At 29.9% G+C, this 20,300-nt stretch carries 19 protein-coding genes; 15 read left to right on the forward strand and 4 right to left on the reverse strand.

Annotated features, from left to right (window positions below):
- Position 1: 1 nt before the first annotated feature.
- The 6 genes from L8V77_RS02730 (at position 2) to L8V77_RS02755 (ending at position 7,431) form a co-directional block, all read left to right on the forward strand.
- Positions 2–2,332 (forward strand): AAA family ATPase, encoded by a 2,331-nt coding sequence (locus tag L8V77_RS02730; protein WP_070255942.1) that lies wholly within the window; start codon positions 2–4, stop codon positions 2,330–2,332.
- On the forward strand, positions 2,322–3,593 hold the full coding sequence (locus tag L8V77_RS02735) for a restriction endonuclease subunit S (protein WP_250325465.1): 1,272 nt from the start codon (positions 2,322–2,324) through the stop codon (positions 3,591–3,593). Before L8V77_RS02730 ends, L8V77_RS02735 begins: the two co-directional genes overlap by 11 nt.
- Before the next feature lie 120 nt (positions 3,594–3,713).
- Entirely contained in the window at positions 3,714–4,784 is a 1,071-nt protein-coding gene (locus L8V77_RS02740) for a Fic family protein (protein ID WP_263706590.1), read from the forward strand.
- Positions 4,785–6,287 (forward strand): type I restriction-modification system subunit M, encoded by a 1,503-nt coding sequence (locus L8V77_RS02745; RefSeq protein ID WP_263706591.1) that lies wholly within the window; start codon positions 4,785–4,787, stop codon positions 6,285–6,287.
- Positions 6,284–6,832, forward strand: coding sequence for a hypothetical protein (locus L8V77_RS02750; protein WP_263706594.1), 549 nt, complete (start codon positions 6,284–6,286; stop codon positions 6,830–6,832). Before L8V77_RS02745 ends, L8V77_RS02750 begins: the two co-directional genes overlap by 4 nt.
- Before the next feature lie 398 nt (positions 6,833–7,230).
- Complete coding sequence (locus L8V77_RS02755) at positions 7,231–7,431, forward strand: hypothetical protein (RefSeq protein ID WP_263706597.1); 201 nt, start codon at positions 7,231–7,233, stop codon at positions 7,429–7,431.
- A gap of 1 nt (position 7,432) precedes the next feature.
- Here the strand turns inward: L8V77_RS02755 and L8V77_RS02760 are convergent, their stop codons facing one another.
- From L8V77_RS02760 to L8V77_RS02775, 4 genes are read right to left on the reverse strand one after another with little or no spacing between them, the layout of a single operon-like run.
- The gene (locus L8V77_RS02760) at positions 7,433–8,614 is read right to left on the reverse strand and encodes a molybdopterin molybdotransferase MoeA (protein WP_263706599.1); all 1,182 of its coding nucleotides are present in this window, start codon (positions 8,612–8,614) and stop codon (positions 7,433–7,435) included.
- 1 nt (position 8,615) lies between these two features.
- Positions 8,616–9,062: a molybdopterin synthase catalytic subunit gene (locus L8V77_RS02765; protein ID WP_263706601.1), complete on the reverse strand. Its 447-nt coding sequence runs from the start codon at positions 9,060–9,062 to the stop codon at positions 8,616–8,618.
- Between the two features lie 3 nt (positions 9,063–9,065).
- Positions 9,066–9,287 (reverse strand): MoaD/ThiS family protein, encoded by a 222-nt coding sequence (locus tag L8V77_RS02770; protein ID WP_263706603.1) that lies wholly within the window; start codon positions 9,285–9,287, stop codon positions 9,066–9,068.
- Between the two features lie 9 nt (positions 9,288–9,296).
- Entirely contained in the window at positions 9,297–10,841 is a 1,545-nt protein-coding gene (locus L8V77_RS02775) for a multicopper oxidase family protein (protein WP_263706605.1), read from the reverse strand.
- A 144-nt stretch (positions 10,842–10,985) separates the two neighbouring features.
- On the opposite strand from L8V77_RS02775, the gene nspC reads away from it, so the two are divergent.
- From nspC to selD, 9 genes are all read left to right on the forward strand, one after another.
- The gene (gene nspC / locus L8V77_RS02780; RefSeq protein ID WP_263706607.1) at positions 10,986–12,149 is read left to right on the forward strand and encodes a carboxynorspermidine decarboxylase; all 1,164 of its coding nucleotides are present in this window, start codon (positions 10,986–10,988) and stop codon (positions 12,147–12,149) included.
- Positions 12,150–12,285: 136 nt separating this feature from the next.
- Positions 12,286–13,215, forward strand: coding sequence for a formate dehydrogenase subunit gamma (locus tag L8V77_RS02785; protein ID WP_263663798.1), 930 nt, complete (start codon positions 12,286–12,288; stop codon positions 13,213–13,215).
- 63 nt (positions 13,216–13,278) lie between these two features.
- A complete protein-coding gene (locus tag L8V77_RS02790) occupies positions 13,279–13,959 on the forward strand; it encodes a molecular chaperone (RefSeq protein ID WP_263702524.1) in 681 nt (226 codons plus the stop codon).
- Positions 13,960–14,135: 176 nt separating this feature from the next.
- Positions 14,136–14,339 carry a twin-arginine translocation signal domain-containing protein gene (locus L8V77_RS02795; protein ID WP_012661099.1) on the forward strand — a complete coding sequence of 68 codons (204 nt, stop codon included), beginning with the start codon at positions 14,136–14,138 and terminating at the stop codon, positions 14,337–14,339.
- A gap of 16 nt (positions 14,340–14,355) precedes the next feature.
- Complete coding sequence (locus L8V77_RS02800) at positions 14,356–17,178, forward strand: formate dehydrogenase subunit alpha (protein ID WP_263678542.1); 2,823 nt, start codon at positions 14,356–14,358, stop codon at positions 17,176–17,178.
- 10 nt (positions 17,179–17,188) lie between these two features.
- Entirely contained in the window at positions 17,189–17,758 is a 570-nt protein-coding gene (fdh3B, locus tag L8V77_RS02805) for a formate dehydrogenase FDH3 subunit beta (protein ID WP_039662920.1), read from the forward strand.
- 53 nt (positions 17,759–17,811) lie between these two features.
- Complete coding sequence (locus L8V77_RS02810) at positions 17,812–18,540, forward strand: winged helix-turn-helix domain-containing protein (RefSeq protein ID WP_263663801.1); 729 nt, start codon at positions 17,812–17,814, stop codon at positions 18,538–18,540.
- 48 nt (positions 18,541–18,588) lie between these two features.
- Positions 18,589–19,167 carry a sulfurtransferase-like selenium metabolism protein YedF gene (gene yedF / locus L8V77_RS02815; RefSeq protein ID WP_263682718.1) on the forward strand — a complete coding sequence of 193 codons (579 nt, stop codon included), beginning with the start codon at positions 18,589–18,591 and terminating at the stop codon, positions 19,165–19,167.
- On the forward strand, positions 19,164–20,195 hold the full coding sequence (selD, locus tag L8V77_RS02820; RefSeq protein WP_263682720.1) for a selenide, water dikinase SelD: 1,032 nt from the start codon (positions 19,164–19,166) through the stop codon (positions 20,193–20,195). The genes yedF and selD overlap by 4 nt, the downstream gene beginning before the upstream one ends.
- Positions 20,196–20,300 lie beyond the last annotated feature (105 nt).

Raw genomic sequence — 20,300 nt, forward strand, 5'->3', positions numbered from 1 at the left:
AATGAAAATTTTAAAATTTAATGAAATAAATTTTGGTTCTTATGAAAATTTCAAATGGGATGTTAATCTTGAAGAATTTAAAATAATTAATATTTTTTATGGTAGAAATTATTCAGGTAAAACTACACTTTCAAGGATAGCTAGAAGTTTTGAACTTAAAAAAAAGAATGAAGATTTTTTAGAAGGAAAATTTACAATAGAGTTAGAAAATGGTAGCTCCCTCAACCAAGATGATGTAATAAATTCTAATTTAGACATTAGGGTTTATAATAGCGATTTTGCAAAGGAAAACTTAAATTATTTATATGATAAAAAAGGTAATATAAAAGGTTTTAAAAGTATAGGGGTGGAGCAAAAAAATATAAAAGAAGAGATTGAAAAAAGAGAAGAAATTTTAGCAAAAATAAATGAGAAGTTAAAAAACATACAAATAAATCAAGATGATATTTCTAAAAAACAACAAGATAAAATGAAAACTTTAAGTGAAAACCTTACAAATAAAGCTAAAGTTATAAAAAGTAGTTCAAATTTGACAAAACAAGGTAATGACTATAACAAGAGAAATTTAGAAAAAGATTTAGTTGTAATTAAAAATGATGTAAATATCTATATTCTTAACGATGAAACACAAAATAAACTTGTAAAAATCTTAGAAGACAAAGAAAAGCAAAATATAAATTTTACAATTAATTTTAATAAAAATAATTTTCAAAATATTTTAAAACATTCATCAGAAATTCTTGAAAAAGAAATTATCATTAAAGAAAATTTAACAAGCGAATTAAGACAATGGCTGGAAGAAGGTTTAAAATTTCATAAAGAACATTTATCTACACAGCAATGTAAATTTTGTAATAATCCTTTAACATTAGAAAGAATAGCTTGGATTGAAAACAACACAAAAGATGATAGTGGAGAAAAAGAACAGATTGAAAAAGAATTAAAATATTTATTAGATAATTTTGAAAATTATAAACTAGAATTAAAAAAAATATTGCAAGATATTGAATATGAAAATTTTTATTCTAATTATAAAGATAGTTTTATTGTCTTAAAAGAACAACTAGGAGTAATTATTGCGAATTATAACAAAGAGCTATTGGTAATAGAGGAAAAATTAAAAGAAAAGCAAAAAGATGTTTTTACTCCCATAAAGTTAGAAAATATTAATGATTTTTCAGATGAGATATTTTTAATATTAAATAAAATTGAAAATTTATGCAAAGAAAATGATGAATACACAGAAAAATTATTAACAAATCAAAATGAAGCAAGAGAAAGATTAAGATTGAATGAAGTAGCAAAGTTTGCTAAAGATAGCGATTATTTTGCTATACAAGATGAAATTGAAACCTTACAACAAAATATAAATACTTTGGGAGAAAGTATTAAAACGCAAGACAACAAAATAAACCTTTTAAATAAAAGAATAGAAAATTACAAGGCAAAGCTTAGTAATCTAGAAACTTCTACAAGCAATATAAATAAATATTTAAAATCATATTTTGGGCACAATCTATTAGAATTAAAAGCAAAAAAAGATGATAAAGGACAATTAAATGGAGAATTTGAGATTTTAAGAAATGGCAAGCAAGCTAAGAATTTAAGCGAGGGTGAGTGTAGCTTGGTAGCTTTTTGTTATTTTGTAGCAAGTTTAGAAGATGCAAGCGCCAAAGATAAAAATCCTATAATATGGATAGACGACCCTATCTCTAGTCTTGATAGCAATCATATATTTTTCATCTTCTCTTTAATAGAAACTAAAATCGCAAAAAAGATTAAAGATAACAAATATTCTCAACTTTTTATATCAACGCATAATTTAGATTTTCTAAGATACCTAAAAAGTTTAACAGGATACGATAAAAATGATAAAAAAAGTTTTATGTATTTGATAGAAAAAACAAACAATAGTGATATTAAAATTTTACCTGATTATATTCGTAAGTATGTAACTGAATTTAATTATCTATTTGAGCAAATTTTTAAAAACCATAACAACACAAATATTACTATAGATTCATATTATAGTTTGGCAAATAATATTAGAAAATTTTTAGATACTTATATGTATTTTAAATATCCAAATAATGATAATCTAATGACAAAATATTATATTTTTTTTGGAGAAGAGAATGCTATTTTAATTAATAGAGTAATTAACGAATTTTCTCATTTAGAAAATATTGAAAGAGCTAAAATGCCTTTAGATTTATTAGAAATACATAAAGTTATTAATATTATTATTGAAAATATTAAAAATAAAGACAAAGAACAATTTGAGGCATTATTAAAAAGCCTTGATATAGAAGAAAATGATAATGCAAAATAAAATGACAAAATTACCACAGGGTTGGGAATGGAGAAGCTTGGGCGGAATATTGTCAAACGATAAGTATTCCATAAAAAGAGGACCATTTGGAAGTGCTTTAAAAAAAAGTTTTTTTGTTGAAAATGGTATTAGAGTATTTGAACAATATAATGCTATAAATAATGACCCTCATTGGAAAAGATATTTTATCTCTTATGACAAATTTAAAGAATTAGAAGCATTTAAGGCGATTGAAGGTGATTTGTTAATTAGCTGTTCTGGAACTTTAGGAAAAATAGTTGAATTGCCTAAAAATACTGAAATAGGAATTATAAATCAAGCTCTTTTAAAAATAAGACTAGATAATACAAAAATTTTAAATAGTTATTTTATTTATAATTTTAATTCTCCGATAATGCAGGGAAAAATTTTAGAATCTACTTTGGGTTCGGCAATTAAAAATATAGCTAGTGTCAAAATTTTAAAGCAAATTAAAATTCCCCTACCACCTTTACAAGAGCAAGAAAGGATAGTGGGGATTTTAGATGAGAGTTTTGCAAAGATAGATGAGAGTATAAAAATTTTAGAGCAAGATTTGCTAAATTTAGATGAGTTAATGCAAAGTGCTTTGCAAAAAGCTTTTAACCCTTTAAAGGATAATACTAAGGAAAACTACAAACTCCCACAAGGTTGGGAATGGAAAAGCTTAGGGGAAATATGTTTTATTACAGATGGAACACACAAAACACCTAGCTATATAAAAACAGGGATTCCTTTTTTATCTGTTAAAAATATTTCTAAAGGTTTTTTTGATTTAAGTGATATCAAATACATTTCACTAGAAGAGCATAACAAACTTATAAAAAGAGCTAAGCCTGAATTTGGAGATATTTTAATTTGTCGTATTGGAACTTTGGGAAAAGCTATAAAAATTTCTTTAGAATTTGAATTTAGTATTTTCGTTAGCTTAGGGCTTTTAAAACCAAAAGTTAAAATTATAAGTGATTATTTGGTTTATTTTTTGAATTCTTATTTTATTGAAGGGTGGATTGATAATAATAAAGTTGGTGGTGGAACACATGCTGCAAAATTAAATTTAAATATTTTAGAAAAATGTCCTATTGCGCTACCCCCACTCAAAGAACAAGAGCAAATCGCTTCTTATTTAAATGAGCTTTCTTCTCATGTAAAAAATTTAAAGCAAAACTATCAAATGCAGATAAAAAATCTACAAGAGCTTAAAAAGTCCTTGCTAGATAAAGCTTTTCAAGGAAGATTATAAATGTTAAAAATTTTTAGAAATTTTAACACATTAGCTAGATATGTTAAAAATTTTTGATTTTTTTAACATATTTTTTTATAATGTTAAAAATTTTAAAAAATTTTAACATATGGAAAAATTATGAAAGAATTCATACCACCAAAACTTCCTTTAGATATAGAATTAAATGCAAATACTTATGGTCTCATCATTAGGGCTTCGAGAAAATTAGCGGAGTTAAATGGATTTAGCAAAAGCATGCCTAATCCAAATATATTAATCAATGCTTTGATCTTGCAAGAAGCTAAAGATTCTAGCGAGATAGAAAATATTATTACCACTCACGATGAACTTTTTTTATCTCAAATTGATGAAAGTAAACTTACAAGAGCGGCAAAAGAAGTAAAAGACTATGAAAATGCTTTAAAAAAAGGATATGAGCTTTTAAAAAAAGAGCAATTATTAAGAAATGCACATATTTTAGAAATTCAAAAAAGACTAGAAAGAAATAATGCAGGTTTTAGAAAACAAAGCGGAACTACACTGATAAATCATACCACAGGAGAAATCAAACACACGCCCCCGCAAAATCCTAGTGATATACAAGAACTTATGGGAAATTTGGAGCGATACATCAACGATGATACTTTAGATGAACTTGATTTTTTGGTAAAAATGGCAATCATTCATTATCAGTTTGAAAGCATACATCCATTTTACAATGGTAATGGTAGAACAGGCAGGATTATCAATATACTTTATTTGGTTTATAAAGGCTTGCTTGATTTGCCTATCTTGTATTTAAGCGCTTATATAGTAAATAACAAAGAAGAGTATTACAATCTTTTACAAAAAGTACGTGATGAAGGTGCAATTTTAGAATGGATAGAATACATACTCAAAGGTGTAGAGCAAACTGCTATAAAAACGATAAAAACCATTACTATAATAGAAAAAATGATGTCTGATGTAGGTGAAATTTTGCAAAATAAAACGAATTTTTACAGCAAAGACTTTGTGGAGCTTTTGTTTTCTCATCCTTATACAAAGATAGACTTTTTGATAAATAAATTAGATATTTCTAGGCAAAGTGCCTCAAAATACCTTAAAATTTGTGAAAATTTAGGGGTTCTAGAGTGCATTAAAATGGGTAGAAATAATTATTATATTAATATAGAACTTTTAAGACTTTTTAGAAAGGGAATTTTTTAAATGCAAGGTAAAATCGATAAAATCACAGATATTTTAAGACGCGATGATGGCATAAGCGGTGCTATGCATTATAGTGAGCAGATTAGCTGGGTGCTTTTTTTGAAATTTTTAGATGATTATGAAGAAGAGTTAAAGCTAGAAGCTGAGTTAGATGAAAAGCCTTATAAGGCTATTTTGCAAGAAAAATTTAGTTGGAGGGCTTGGGCAGCACCTAAAACAAGCGAAGGAAAGCTTGATGTAAAAAATGCTTTAAGTGGAAGTGATTTGCTAAGCTTTGTAAATGATGAGCTTTTTCCATACCTAAAAAGTTTTAAAGATAATGAAAATTTCAAAAGCATAGAGTATAAGATAGGCGGAATTTTTGAATTTATAGACAACCGCATAGCTAATGGCCATACTTTAAGAGAAGTTATAAATTTAGTCGATGAGCTAAGTTTTAGCAAAGAAAGTGATGTATTTGCTTTAGGTGAGGTTTATGAAAAGCTTTTAAAAGACATGGGAAGCGATGGGGGAAATAGCGGGGAGTTTTATACCCCAAGACCTTTGGTTAGAGCTATGGTGGAGGTGCTAGACCCTAAAGCAAAAGAGAGAATTTATGATCCTGCGTGTGGGAGTTGTGGGTTTTTAGTAGAGAGTTTTTTGCATATTCTTTATGAAGATAGGGCAAAAAAGAAAAAAGCAAATTTGAGTGTGGAAGAACTTGAATTTTTACAAAATGATGCCTTGTTTGGTAAAGAAAAAACTCCGCTAAGTTATGCAATGGGTGTGATGAATATGATCTTACATGAGGTTAAGTCCGCAAATATCATCAAAACCAATACTCTAAATAAAAAAATCACAGACATAACTGAAAATGAAAAATACGAAGTGATTTTAGCAAATCCTCCTTTTGGTGGTAAAGAAAAAGATCAAATTCAAAATAACTTTCCTGTAAAATCAAACGCTACCGAGCTTTTGTTCTTGCAGCATATTTTAAAGTCTTTGAAAAACAATGGAAGATGTGCTATAGTGGTGCCTGAAGGAGTGCTTTTTCAAAATTCAAATGCCTTTGTGAGTGTAAAAAAAGACTTGCTAGAAAATTTTAACCTTGAATGTGTTTTAAGCTTGCCAAGTGGGGTGTTTTTGCCTTATAGTGCGGTAAAAACTAATGTGCTTTTTTTCTCTAAAGGACAAAGAAGCATTTGTGGTGAAAATGATGAAAGTGTATATTACTATGAGCTTGTGCCTCCTTTTAAATTGACCAAAAACAAACCTTTAGAATACACGCATTTGCAAGAATTTTTAAAATGTTATAAAGAAAGAAAAATCACGGCTAATTCTTATTTGGTAAGCAAAAAAGAACTTGAAGAAAGAAATTATGATTTAAGTGCTAAAAATCCAAACGTAAAAGAAGAAAAAACCTTGCGTGAAGTAGAGGAAATTTTAAGCGAGTTAGAGCAAAATCAAAAACAAGCAAAAGTGCTTTTTGAAAAAATTCAAGCTAGTTTAAGAGGTAATAAATGATAGATATAAAAAAGAAATCTAAAAATGTGAGGGTTATAGCCCTTTTTTCTTTAACTTTTTATTTATGTTCTTTTATGCCTTATATGGGTTTTTTAAGTGTAATTAGCGCGACATTATATATGATAGTTTTATATCAATTAAAAACTTATACTAGTGCTAAGAATTTGTTCAAGAATTATTTTATAACACTTTTTATTTTATTTTTTTATTTTATTTTACTTTATTTTATGATTTTATTTTTTTATTATGTTTTTTTAAATGAAGAATATTTTTTATTAATGTTTTTTACTCCGTTTTTGTTGGCTATACATATTTTATTTTGTTTGCTATATTTTAAATTCTTAAAAAGAATTTTTTATGAGATAGCTAGAGTAGCTAATCAGTCTTATTTTATAAAAGTTTGTAAAATGTATTTTTATGGTTTTTTAACATTGCCTATTTTAATAGGATTTGTATTTTTTGTTATAGGATTTGTTTATAATGTCTTAGCTTGGTATAATTTTAAAGAATTTAATAAAAGCGAATTTATTAAAAATCAAGATTAAAAAATCTTTTTTAAAATTTAATAAAAGTTAAAAATTTATACTTTGTCATTAGAAATCTTTTTTATATCTTTATTATAGCTAATATCAAAAGCTCTATAAATACCAAGCGAGCATTTTCTTATAGCATAGTCGAATTTATAAAATGATTATAAACTTCCTTTGCACCCCATGGTTTTTGCTTTAGAAAAATCAAAAATATCAACTTTTTCCATTTTTGGTATATGTTCATCAAAGAAAGTATAAAATTCTTTTCTTAATTTAAAAAAATCATTTAAATTTTTTATCTATTTTATATCCTTGTTAAATTTTGCTTTAAATCATCAATTTTTAAAATAACTAATTGGCTCTTGCGTTTTTTTTGATATTATCGTCCTTCGATTTTAATTAAAGGAGAAAAAATGGCTATTACTTTGGCTAAAGTTAGTGGTTCATGGGTAGAAGTTTATGATGGAAATAGGAGGCTTTATAGTAAGCCAGTAAATACAAACAAAGGTGATGCTTTGATAGGATTTACAGGTTTTAGTGTTAGTATAAAAGAAGGTAGTTGGATTGTAACTTTTGATAAAAAAGGACAACGCATAAGCTCTCATCTAGCATAAATCAAGGCATAAAAATTATATCCACCAAATCATTTTCTTTTATATTATCATGTGCTATCATTAATGCGGCTTTGTGGTTAAGGTTGTTGATGATGGCACTTGAGCCTTGTTTTTTGCCTTTTAAATTTGCATAAATTTTTCCATCTTTAAATTCTACATTACAAGCTACAAATTCTAAATGCGAACTTTTTTTCTTATAGTCAGTATTTGCAAATGCCTTAAATACATAGTCTTTTTCTTGTAAAAGCCAAGCATTTAAAAGTTCTCTTACATATAAATTAAACATCACCATAGCCGAGTATGGAAAACCCGGTAGCGCAAAGATGAATTTATCTTCAAATTTGGCTATTTTGATGTGTTTGCCAGGCTTTACATCGACTTTATCTATGATGATTTCATACTCTTTAACAGCTTGCTTTAAAAAGTCAAAATCCCCCATGGAAACTCCACCAGTGGTAACTAAAATATCACACGCATTAAGTGCTTGTTTTAAAACACTTGGAGTTTTTTGCATATCATCCTTTAAAAGTGGGAAAATTCTAGCTTCAGTACCAAGTTTTTTTGCCATATTAGCTATGGCTATATGGTTTGATGAGCGAATTTGTGCAGGGTGCTCTAAGCTTTCGCCCAAGTCTTTGATCTCACTTCCACTACTTAGCACGCCTATGATAGGTTTAGCAAAAACACTAATGTGAAAGTATCCAAGCTCAGCTAAAAGCGCTATCTCGCTATAGCCTAGTTTTGTACCTTTAGTGAGTAAAATTTCACCTTCGGTGTAGCTCTCGCCCACCTTTCTTACAGCAAAGCCTTGTGGAACTTTTTCTTTTATATAAATCACATCGTTTTTAACTTCTACTTTTTCCACAGGTACTAAGGTATCACAACCATCACTCATTAAAGAGCCTGTAAAGGTTTTAACACATTCTTTATTTTGTATTTTAAAGCTAGGAAAAACTCCCGCAGGTACTTCACCTATGATAGACAAAGGCTCATCTTGCTCACTAAATTTAATTGCATAGCCATCCATAGAAGCAGTGGGAAATTGAGGGTTGTTAGTAGAAGCTTTGATGTCAATGGCTAAAATTCTATCTAAGCACTGTGTTAAAGCGATGTTTTCTATCTTTTCATATGCTTTTATATGTGAATGAAGTATGTCTAAACTTTGACTATAAGAAGTTAGCATTTTAGTCCTTAGTGCTTAAAATTCCTGCTCCTTGAAGTTTCAAAGAGCGTTCTTTGGCATAAATTTTTTCATCATTGATGATATCATATTTCCATATAGGCGCACTTGCTTTAAAATCTTCTACAAAGTCATTAATCAGCTTAAGTCCTAGTTTTCTTTGCTTGCTTAAAACCCCAGCAAAATAAGAACTCTCATGCACCTTAACCTCACCGATAGAGTGAGCAAACATCAAACTTACATTTTCATTTGCAAGTTTTTGGCACCATTTTTCAAACCAAGTTTTTAATAAAGGCTCATATATATCAAAACTTAAAGCTTCAATCTCATCTTCAGCCCTCACTATACCGCAAAATGTGATCAAAGCTCCGCAGTTTTTATCTTTAGCATATTCATACCATCTAGCATAAATGCTAGGAATTTCTAAGGCTCCTTGATGTAATTCAAACATAACTCATCCTCCACAAACCGGCGGAAGTAGGCATATTTTATCCCCATCTTTTAAGGTAGCTTCATCATCAAAAACCATTTCATCATTTAAAGCAACCGCACAAAGCTCAAGCCATTCTTTTAAGCTTTCATCTTGCCCTAAAATTGCTTTTAATTCTTTAAGATTATTTACATTTAGCTCTAAGCTTTCTTTGTTAATTGGCCCTAGAAATTCAACTTTTACCATTTTTTACCTTTATTCTTTGATTTCTAAAATTCCCATCATTCCAAGATCTTCATGCTCTAAAATATGGCAGTGAAACATTCTAATACCGGTAAATTTTTGACTCATTCTAAGTCTTAATTCTTCCCCAGGTCTTACATTAATCGTATCTTGTAATGCTCTGAATTTTGCTTTTGTTATTTTACCCTTAAATTTAGAAGATATGAGTTCAAATTGTGTTCCGTGTATATGGAAAGGATGATCCATATGTGAAGAATTTTTTACTACCCATTCTTCTACTTCATTTAATTTTGAGGTTAAATCCGTTCTATTCATATCAAATGTTTTACCATTGATTAAAAACATAGAGGCAAGGCTTTTTTTGATTTCTTCTTCACTTTTTTTATCAATACCATGCATTTGCATATGATCTTCACTCATAATCACTTCTTTAAAGTTTGTAGCTTCTTTTAAAGGTGGAAATTCGCGTAATTTTTCAGGTATGTTTTCTATAGTTTTTTCTACTTTAAGATCAGCTAACATAAGAGTGTAAGGTTCTTCTTTAACAAGCATTTTATCGCGGTCATAATAAGTACTTTCAAGTTTAAAATCACCCTTACTTGCTTTGATTAGTACTTCTACTCTTGAAGCAGGACTTAAAAATAACTCATCTAATTCAATACCTTTTTCTATAAGCCCTCCATCAGTTCCTACTAAAATAAATTTAGCACCTTTAATGCGTAAATTTAAATATCTTGCCGCACAAAAATTATAAATACGAATTCTTTGAGCTTTGTCAAGTGTTATTTTTGGCTTTAATTGTCCATTGATAAGAACTAAATTTCCTTCCCTACCATTTAGCCAATCAAATAAATTATTATCAGGAATTTGTGCATTTTCATCTAAACGCAAATCACTAATCACCCAATCTTGTTCTTGTAAATGCGACAAAGCATCTTTTTTAGCTTTAACTACAAATACCCCTGCTAAACCTTTATAAACTTGCTTTGCTGTGGTGTAGTGTGGATGTGGATGATACCAGTAGGTTCCTGCTGAATTTTCTCCAAGTTTAAAGCGATAAATTCTTTCTCTACCAGGCATGATAGGATCATGTGGATTACCATCTTGTTCAGGTGGTATGTCAAGTCCATGCCAGTGGATAGTAGTTGGTTCTTTTAAGCTATTTTTTACCAAAATTTCTACAGTGTCACCTTCATAAACTTCTATTTTAGGTCCAGGTATAGAGCCATTGTAAGTAAAGCATTTTGTTTTTTTACCTTTAACAAGTTCTATTTGACTTTCTTTGATTTCTATACTTGATCTAAAGAAATTTTTCTTTGTGCTTGTGTTTTTTAGAAGTTTTAAATTTGCTAATGTTTGTCCGTTAGGAAAGTCTTTTTCATCGAGTAATTTAATGTTTGGATTTTCTAGTTTGATAAAAGAAGTATCGATTTCTTTTGTATCTTTTTGTGTATGTTTTGAGTGCATATTATGATGAGAATGATCCCCCATTGCATAAGCACTACTAATACTTGCTAAACCTAAAGCATTAAATTTTAAAAATAACCTTCTATCCATTAAATTTTTACTCCTAAATTAATTTTGATTTGGATTTTGATTATAGCTATTATTTGATTAATGATTGTAAATTATAAAAACAAGATATAATTTTAATATGATTTGTTATACAAGTGGTTTTAAATCAAAAATTAAGGATAAATAATGCTAATTAAAAATCATTTAGATAAAGACTTTCAAACCCCTGCTTATATTTTAGAAGAAGATAAACTTAGAAAAAATTGTGAGCTTTTGGCTAGAGTGAGCGAGCAAAGTGGAGCAAAAGTTTTACTTGCTCTAAAGGGTTTTGCTTTTTCAGGTGCTATGGATATAGTGGGTGAGTATTTATCAGGTTGTACTTGCAGTGGGCTTTGGGAAGCTAAATTTGCAAAAGAATATATGGATAAAGAAATTCATACTTTTTCACCTGCTTTTAAAGAGGATGAAATAGATGAAATCATCGATCTTTCACATCATATAGTATTTAATTCTTTTAATCAGTTTAAAAAATTTAAAGACAAAGCAAGTAAAAAGTCTCTTGGTTTGCGCTGTAATCCAGAGCTTTCAGTGGCTCCAAAAGAACTTTATAATCCTTGTGGTAGATTTTCAAGACTAGGAATTCGTGCGATTGATTTTGAAAATGAAGATTTAAGTGCTTTAAGTGGGCTTCATTTTCATGCTTTGTGTGAAGAAAGTGCGCATTCTTTAGAGCTTGTGTTAAATGCTTTTGAGGCTAAATTTTCAAAATTTATTAAAAATATGAAATGGATTAATTTTGGCGGGGGTCATCACATTACAAAAGAAGGTTATGACACGCAAAAACTAATTGATCTTTGTAAAAAATTTAGCGATAAATATGGAGTGCAAGTATATCTTGAGCCAGGTGAGGCTGTGGGTTGGCAGTGTGGGACTTTAGTTGCAAGTGTGATAGATATAGTAGAAAATGAGAAAAAAATAGCTATTTTAGATACTTCAAGTGAAGCTCATATGCCAGATACTATCATCATGCCTTATACAAGTGAGGTTTTAAATGCTAGAATTTTATCAAGCCGTGATGGGGAAAAATATAGCGAGTTAAAAGAAAATGAATTTGCTTATTTACTTGGTGGTAATACTTGCTTAGCAGGGGATATCATGGGTGAGTATGCTTTTAATCAAGAGTTAAAAATAGGGCAAAAAATAGTATTTTTAGATCAAATTCATTATTCTATAGTTAAAAACACCACTTTTAATGGAGTAAGACTTCCAAATTTAATGTTCTTAGATAAGAATGAAAATTTATCTATGGTAAGAGAATTTGGTTATGAAAATTATTCAAAAAGAAACTAAAAATTGAGTTTTTTTGTAGTTTTTTGCAAATTTATGTTTTTTAAATAAAACTTTTTTTAAAATAAAAATGGAAACTGAAAATTAACAAAACTACAACGCTAAGCTTTGGCTAGTGTGTAATGTTTAGGAGTAATTTATGCATAGGGTTATACTAGCTCTTTTAGCCTGTTTTAACTTTCTATTTGCTCAAGAAAATTTTGAAGTTAAAAATACTCAAATTTGGGATGTGCAAAGAGTGATGAATATAGAAAGTTATCAAAATTTTGGTGCTTTGTGGACTAAACTACAAGGTGAATATATTGCAAGTGCTGTTTTGATTATACTTATAGTGGTAATTTCAGCTTTTGCATTGCATTATATGGTCATAGGTCCAAAGAAATTTTCTCATGATGGTAAGAAAATTTATGCCTTTTCGGTATTTGAAAGATTGTTTCATTTTGTAGCGGCAATTTCTTGGATTATCCTTGTGCCAACCGGTCTTATTATGATTTTTGGATCATATTTTGGTGGTGGATTTTTTGTAAGAATGTGTAAAAACTTACATGGCATTGCTACTATTTTATTTATCATTTCTATCATTCCTATGCTTTTATGTTGGATTAAAAGAATGCTTCCTGCAAGTTATGATTTAAGATGGATGATGATGGTTGGTGGATATTTAAGTAAAGAGAAAAAACCTGTGCCTGCTGGCAAGTTTAATTTTGGTCAAAAATCTTGGTATTATATAGCTGTTTTTGGTGGATTTTTGATGATAATCACCGGTGCGTTTATGTTTTTCCTTGATTTTAATTCTACTTCTTTACAATCTATTTTTGGAATTTCTCATATAGATATTTTAAGAGCTTCAGCTATCATCCATAATATTTTGGGTATTTTATGTGCGGTATTTTTTGCTATTCATATTTATATGGCTGTATTTGCTATTAAAGGAAGTATCCACTCTATGATTAGTGGTTATAAAGAAGAAGAGGAAGTTTATATTTTACATTCTTATTGGTATAAAGAATTAAGCGATAAAAAACAAATCAATCCATCATTTACTTACGATTCTAAAACAAAATTTTAAAATCTCACTTGATTTTTTTAAATTTTCCTTGTTATAATCAAATAAAAATAACAAGGAAAATTAATGATACAAGATATTGATCTTTCGCGTAAATATTTTTATGAATTTTTTTCAAAAGCTTTTAATTTTATCGATGAAAATGAATTTAAAATTTGGCACGAGCAAGTTTTGGTTTTAGCTCAAAGTCCTTTAGATGATAGTTTAAAATCTGATTTTGAAAAACTTAGCGCATGCGATTTTGCAAGTTTTAAAGAAGAACAAAATGGAGTATTTTTTGATTTTTCTTACGTGAATGTGCCTATTAGCGCTTCTTTTTATGATGAGGGTAGAGATGATGGCAAAATGAAGCTTCAAGCCTGTGAAATCATTAGAAAAACCAAATTTAGAAAAAAAGAAGATTGCAGACAAAGTGAAGATGAATTTGGCTTTTTGTTTGCTTTTATGGCAAGTATTATTGAGCATGATTTAAAAGTTGCACAGCAATTATTTCGCTTTGTGATAAACCCTGTAATAGATGAGTTTATAGAAAAATTACAAATCCATAAAAACTCAAATTTTTACATTGCTATTGCCAATATTATGAAAGTCTTTTTTACAAACGAAAGAGCTTATTTAGAAGTACAAGCACCTATAAAAAAAGAAGGTAAAAGTATAGCAGATGAAGCTTTACAAAGACTTCCTTACGAACCAAGACTTCCTACTAAATTTAGTAAAACAAATATAGAAGAACTTAGCAAATTATAAAAATAAATATGTATTTTGTTACCAAAATACATATTATCAAAATCATCTTTTTATGAAAATAGAAATTAAATAAAATCTTAAGTGAAAATATGCAAAAGTTATAATGTTTAAGTGTGTAAATACTTTAAAATTAAGTATTTATAGTTATTCTTTACTTTTATTTCAAAGGAGAGAACATGGAGGCCAATCAAAGAAGGGATTTTTTAAAAAAATCTTTGAAAATTGGTGCTTTAGGGGTAGTAGCTGGAGCGAGCGTTAATGCTTTAGCCAAAGATGATTACCAAGAGCAAAATACCGTAGTTTTAGGAAAAAGTACTAAAAAAGAAGTGCTTTATAAAAAAACTATGCATTGGGAAAAATACTACAAAATAGCTTACTAATTAAGAAAGGAAGAAGATGGCATTAGCAAGAAGAAATTTTCTTAAGCTTGCTGGTATTGCTGGTCTTGGAAGTGCGGCTTTTGGTAGTGAAAACAAAGCTATTAGAGCTGCAAGTGAACAAGAAGTAGCAAATCCTTATCCAGATTCTAAGATTGTTAGAACAATCTGTAGTATCTGTAGTGCAGGCTGTGGAATTAAAGCAGAAGTACAAGATGGAGTTTGGGTGCGTCAAGAAAACGCTATAGAACATCCTATTTCTCAAGGATCACACTGCTGTAAAGGGATAGATCAAATCGATCTTACTAAATCAAAACAGCGTATTAAATATCCTATGAAAAAAGAAAACGGTAAATGGGTGCGTTTAACTTGGGAGCAAGCTATCAATGAAATTGGTGATAAAATGCTTGAAATCCGTAAGGAAAATGGACCTGATAGCGTTATGTTTTTAGGTTCGGCTAAATTTAATAACCAACAAGCTTATTATTTTAGAAAATTTGCAGCATTTTGGGGTACTAATAATATAGACCACGTTGCTAGAATTTGACACAGCGCAACAGTCGCCGGTGTGGCGAATACATGGGGTTATGGCGCTATGACAAATCATTTTGGTGATGTGACTAAACACTCAAAAATGATGATTATTTTTGGTGCAAATACTGCTGTGGCTAATCCTATTGGATTTAAACACTTATTGCAAGCAAAAGATCGTAATAATGCTAAATTGGTAGTTGTAGATCCTGTATTTACAAAAACTGCAGTACATGCTGATGAATACGTAAGAATTCGTCCGGGTACAGATATAGCTTTAGTTTATGGTATGCTTCATTTGATCTTCAAAAACGGTTGGGAAGATAAAGAATTAATCAAAACCAGAACTTATGGGGTTGAAGAAATAAAAGCAGAAGCTGCTAAATGGACTCCTGAAGTTGTAGAAGATGTAACAGGCGTTCCAGCTGCTCAACTTGAAAAAATCACAAGAATGCTAGCTACAATCAAACCTGCTACGCTATTTTGGGCTTTAGGTATTACACAACACTCAGTAGGTAGCTCTAACACAAGAATTCTAGCTATCTTGCAACTTGTTCTTGGTAATATAGGTAAACCAGGCGCAGGAACAAATATCATCAGAGGGCATGATAATGTTCAAGGTGCTACTGATATGGGTTGTTTGGCAGATACTTTACCAGCTTATTATGGACTTGATGATAATGCTTGGAATCACTTCTCTAATGTATGGAATGTTGAAAGAGAGTATTTAAATTCAAGATTTTATTCTAAAGAATGGATGCATGAAAAAGGCTTTTCGCTAGCAAAATGGTGGCAAGGCGTTTTACATGAAGAAAAAACTTATTCTAACTCACCTATCCGCGTACTTTGGGTGCAAGGAACGGGTATTACTTCTATGGCACATACGGTAAAAATTCAAGAAGCACTTAAAAAACTTGATATGATCGTAATTGCTGAGCCTTTTGTAAATGAAGTAGCGGTTTTAGCAGATCGTCCAGATGGTATTTATATCATCCCAGCTTGTACTCAATTTGAAACAGAAGGTTATGTAACAGCGACTAACCGTGCTATGCAATGGCGTTCTCAAGTAGTAAAACCAATTTATGAAAGTAAAGAAGATCAAGAGATTATGTTTGCTTTTGCTAAAAAATTTGGTTTTTATAAAGAATACACTCGTGGTATGAAAATGGAATTAAAAGATCATAAACTTGTACAAACAAGAGATGATAGTGATGATAATTTCATATGGCCTGATGATGCCACAAGAGAAATGAGTAATGGTCTTTTAAGTATAGGCTTAAGAGGTATTTCAGCTGAACGTCTAAGAAAACACCAACAAAATTGGGAACATTTTGATCCTGATACTCAAAGAGGTATTGGTGGTGAAGTTAAAGGTGAATATTATGGCTTACCTTGGCCTTGTTGGGATAAACAACACCCAGGTACTTCTATCATGTGGAACACGGATATTCCTTATGAAGAAGGTGGTATGGGCTTTAGAAATCGCTTTGGTTTAGAGCATGATGGGCATTCTCAATTAGCAGATGAAGCCTTTACTCCAAAAGGATGTAAAGTTAAAGGTGGCTACCCGCAAATCACTAAAGAAAATATCGAAAAAGTGTTTAATATTAAACTAAGCGATAAAGAAAAAGAATTAATGGGCGCTAGCTGGAGCACAGATATTTCAGGTATAATCTTAGAAAAATGTAGGGAAAAAAGTGCTTGTTGTTTAGGTAATGCAAGAGCGAGAATGAAAGTTTGGGAATTTGCTGATCCTATTCCACTACATAGAGAGCCTATTCACTCGCCTCGCTGGGATTTGGTTAAAAAATATCCTACTTGGGGTGATCAAGAGAAAAACTTTAGGGTTGAAAGTAAATTTATTAGCGAGCAACAAAAAACAGATTGGAGTAAAGAGTTTCCAACTATTATTTCAAGTATGCGCTTAGTAAATTTAAGTGGCGCGGGTATGCTTGAGAGAACTAGTAAATATCTTGCTGCAATCACACCTGAGATGTTTGCTAATGTACACCCTGAACTTGCTTTAAAATATGGTATAAATGATGGTGATATGATGTGGATTCACTCGCCACAAGGTACTAAGATTAAAGTAAAATGTGTGCATAATCATTCAGTTACACCAGATAGAATTTGCTTGCCTTATAATTTTGCAGGTATTATGCAAGGAGTGGATTTAAGTTACAATTATCCTGAAGGTACTAAGCCTTATACTATAGGGGAGAGTTCTAACACGGTTACTAACTATGGTTTTGATATAAATACGCAAATTTCTGAGTTTAACGCAGGGCTTTGCAGACTTGAAAAGGCTTAAGGGGTAAGTTATGGCTAGAATGAAATTTTATGTAGATAATAATCGCTGTATTTCTTGCTTTGCTTGTCAAGTAGCTTGTTCAAGTGCGCATGAAGTACCAGTAGGAATTAATAGAAGAAAAGTAATCACTCTAAATGAAGGTATAGAAGGCAAAGAGTTTTCAACAACTCTTGCTTGCCAACACTGCACAGACGCTCCGTGTGAGCAAGTTTGTCCTGTAAAATGCTTTTATATTAGAGCTGATGGTATTGTTTTGCATGATAAAAAAACTTGTATAGGTTGTGGGTATTGTCTTTATGCATGTCCTTTTGGCGCTCCACAATTTCCAAGAGATGGTGCTTTTGGCATTAAGGGTGAAATGGATAAATGTACTATGTGTGCAGGTGGTCCTGAGCCTACTAACTCTCATGAAGAAAGAGAACTTTATGGGCAAAATCGTATCGCAGAAGGCAAAGTACCTATGTGTGCTGCGGTTTGTTCTACAAATGCACTTTTGGTCGGTGATGCAGCTGAAGTTAGTGCAATGTATAGAAAAAGAGTTTTGCTTAAGGGTCAAAATTTAGGACTTGATGCAAAATAACTCAAAGGGTGTACAAGCACCCTTTTTTACTACTTATAATCCAAGGCTAATTCATGGAAGAGCTAATTTTACAAATTCAAAAAAATCTTGATGAAAATAATAAACTTACTTGTAAAAAAGCACTAGAACTTTTAAAACAATACTCTAAAGAAGATTTTCAAGCCATTATAAAAGAATTAGGCGTAAAAATTTCAGATTGTGAGCTAGGTCAATTTGGCAAGTTAAATAAAAATATAGCAAAAAGTGAAATTTTGGAAAAATTAGAAACAAAATTAGATTCTAAGCGTCGCATATCATGCAAAGATGCTTTAGAATGTGCTAAAGACTTTAATATGGCTGATATGAGAGCTACACTTAAAACTTATAAAATTGATGTTAAATACTGTGAACTTGGTTGTTTTGAAGAAAAAAAGGGTAAAAAATTTCATGTAAAAAGTAAAATTTGGGTAGAAAATCCTGATGGAGAATTGCTTTTTGGTAAAGGTAAAACAGATATTTTAGAATTAGTAGGAGAATGTGGAAGTATTTCCCAAGCAGCTAAACAACTAGGGATTAATTATAAAAAAGCATGGCTTTATATACAAGATTTAGAAAAAAATATGAAAGAAGAATTACTTATTGCTAAAAAAGGAAGAGGAAGTGAATCGGGTAGCAAACTTACTCCAAGAGCTTATGAGTTAATTCAAAATTTTAAAATTTTACAACAAGATGTAGAAGAATACACCAATAAACGCTTTAAAGAATTATTTTTCAAGAAAAATCAAGAAAAAGATAAAACTTAATTTGAATACAAGTTATAACAATATATCATTAAATAAAAAAGGTAAAAGATGAAAATTGATTGTAGAGATTTAGCTTGTCCACGTCCTGTGATAGAAACAAAAAAAGCTTTAGAAGAGTTAAAAGAAAATGAAAATTTAGAAATTCTTTTAAACTCTCAAGCTTCTAAAGAAAATGTAATGAGATTTTTAAAATCTTTAAATTTGGAATTTAATGTTAAAGATTTAGATGATGAGAGTATTATTAGCATTGTAAAAGATGGCAATATAGCTCATAATCAAGAACAAAATTTACAAGAATACAATGTGTTATTTTTAAAAAGCGATAGGGTAGGTGAGGGAGAACTTGGAAAAAATCTAATGCTAGGTTTTTTAAAAACCCTAAAAGATTTACCAAATAAACCTGCAAAAATCCTTTGTGTTAATGATAGTGTTTTGATGAATACTGATTGCTCTCATATGGCATTTGAAGCCATGAAAGAACTTGAAAATTTAGGAGTTGAAATTTATAGTTGTGGGGCATGTTTGGAATTTTTTGGCAAAAGCAAAGAGCTTAAAATAGGTAAAATAGGTAATGCTTATGAAATTTTAAATGAACTTTTTGGAAAGGCAAAGATTATCTCTTTATGATATATAAAGATCAAAAACTAACCCAATATGTAAAAGCTGCGGGTTGAGCTGCCAAATTAGACTCGGTGGGTCTTGACAAAATTCTTGGCATTTTAAAACCGCATGAAAACCTTTTAAGTGGTATTGATAATAATGAAGATGCAAGTGTTTATAAGCTAAATGAAGATTTAGCTTTAGTGCAAACTCTTGATTTTATCACACCTGTGGTTGATAGCGCGTATCATTTTGGCGCTATAGCTGCTGCAAATGCCTTAAGTGATGTATTTGCTATGGGTGCTGAGGTGATTAATGCTTTAAATATTGTAGGCTTTGATACTTGTCATTTTAATAATGAAATTTTACTTGAAGTGTTAGAAGGTGCTAGAGTTAAGGTTGAAGAAGCTGGTGCTGTGCTAGTAGGTGGGCATACTATAGAAAATGATGAATTTATTTTTGGGCTTAGTGTAACAGGCGTAGTTCATCCTAAGAAATTTATAGCTAATAATAGCGCAAAAGATGGTGATGTGATTTTACTTACTAAACCTATAGGTAGTGGTATTATTAGTACTGCTATCAAGGCTGGTTTGCTAGAAAAAGCAAAGATTTTAAAAGCAGTAGAACAAATGAGTTTTTTAAATCTTTATGCAAGTCGTATTTTGAGGGAATTTAACAGTCTTAGTGCTTTAAGTGATGTTACCGGTTTTGGTCTTTTGGGGCATTTAAAAGAAATGCTAAATAAAGAAATTATGATAGAAGTATATAAAAATGAAATTCCTTTAATGGATGGAGTTTTGTCAATGGCTAATATAGGGATTATCCCAGTGGGAGCTTATAAAAATAAAGATAGTCTAAAAATTTGGGTTGAAAATTTAAATGAAAAAGATGAGAATATAGTGTATTTTGATCCTCAAACTTCAGGTGGACTTTTAGCTAGTATGAGTGAAAATGAAGCAAATGAAGCTTTAAAAATTTTGAAAGATCACAATATAGAGGCAAAGATTATTGCTAGATGTGTAAGAAATACTCATAATTATTTATTATTGCGCTAATATTTTATTTACAATCAAAAATATATGTTTATATTTGTTACTTTTTTACATAAAAAAATAAATTACAAATAAATATATGTTGATTTTCGTTGCAATTTTTGTATC

The sequence above is a fragment of the Campylobacter sp. IFREMER_LSEM_CL2127 genome (assembly GCF_025771745.1).
Taxonomy (GTDB): Bacteria; Campylobacterota; Campylobacteria; order Campylobacterales; family Campylobacteraceae; genus Campylobacter_D.

Excerpts from the sequence above, each read along its gene's own strand:
- L8V77_RS02730 (WP_070255942.1), top strand. The coding sequence starts at position 2 with ATGAAAATTTTAAAATTTAATGAAATAAATTTTGGTTCTTATGAAAAT.
- L8V77_RS02735 (WP_250325465.1), top strand. The coding sequence starts at position 2,322 with ATGCAAAATAAAATGACAAAATTACCACAGGGTTGGGAATGGAGAAGC.
- L8V77_RS02740 (WP_263706590.1), top strand. The coding sequence starts at position 3,714 with ATGAAAGAATTCATACCACCAAAACTTCCTTTAGATATAGAATTAAAT.
- L8V77_RS02745 (WP_263706591.1), top strand. The coding sequence starts at position 4,785 with ATGCAAGGTAAAATCGATAAAATCACAGATATTTTAAGACGCGATGAT.
- L8V77_RS02750 (WP_263706594.1), top strand. The coding sequence starts at position 6,284 with ATGATAGATATAAAAAAGAAATCTAAAAATGTGAGGGTTATAGCCCTT.
- L8V77_RS02755 (WP_263706597.1), top strand. The coding sequence starts at position 7,231 with ATGGCTATTACTTTGGCTAAAGTTAGTGGTTCATGGGTAGAAGTTTAT.
- L8V77_RS02760 (WP_263706599.1), bottom strand. The coding sequence starts at position 8,614 with ATGCTAACTTCTTATAGTCAAAGTTTAGACATACTTCATTCACATATA.
- L8V77_RS02765 (WP_263706601.1), bottom strand. The coding sequence starts at position 9,062 with ATGTTTGAATTACATCAAGGAGCCTTAGAAATTCCTAGCATTTATGCT.
- L8V77_RS02770 (WP_263706603.1), bottom strand. The coding sequence starts at position 9,287 with ATGGTAAAAGTTGAATTTCTAGGGCCAATTAACAAAGAAAGCTTAGAG.
- L8V77_RS02775 (WP_263706605.1), bottom strand. The coding sequence starts at position 10,841 with ATGGATAGAAGGTTATTTTTAAAATTTAATGCTTTAGGTTTAGCAAGT.
- nspC (WP_263706607.1), top strand. The coding sequence starts at position 10,986 with ATGCTAATTAAAAATCATTTAGATAAAGACTTTCAAACCCCTGCTTAT.
- L8V77_RS02785 (WP_263663798.1), top strand. The coding sequence starts at position 12,286 with ATGCATAGGGTTATACTAGCTCTTTTAGCCTGTTTTAACTTTCTATTT.
- L8V77_RS02790 (WP_263702524.1), top strand. The coding sequence starts at position 13,279 with ATGATACAAGATATTGATCTTTCGCGTAAATATTTTTATGAATTTTTT.
- L8V77_RS02795 (WP_012661099.1), top strand. The coding sequence starts at position 14,136 with ATGGAGGCCAATCAAAGAAGGGATTTTTTAAAAAAATCTTTGAAAATT.
- fdh3B (WP_039662920.1), top strand. The coding sequence starts at position 17,189 with ATGGCTAGAATGAAATTTTATGTAGATAATAATCGCTGTATTTCTTGC.
- L8V77_RS02810 (WP_263663801.1), top strand. The coding sequence starts at position 17,812 with ATGGAAGAGCTAATTTTACAAATTCAAAAAAATCTTGATGAAAATAAT.
- yedF (WP_263682718.1), top strand. The coding sequence starts at position 18,589 with ATGAAAATTGATTGTAGAGATTTAGCTTGTCCACGTCCTGTGATAGAA.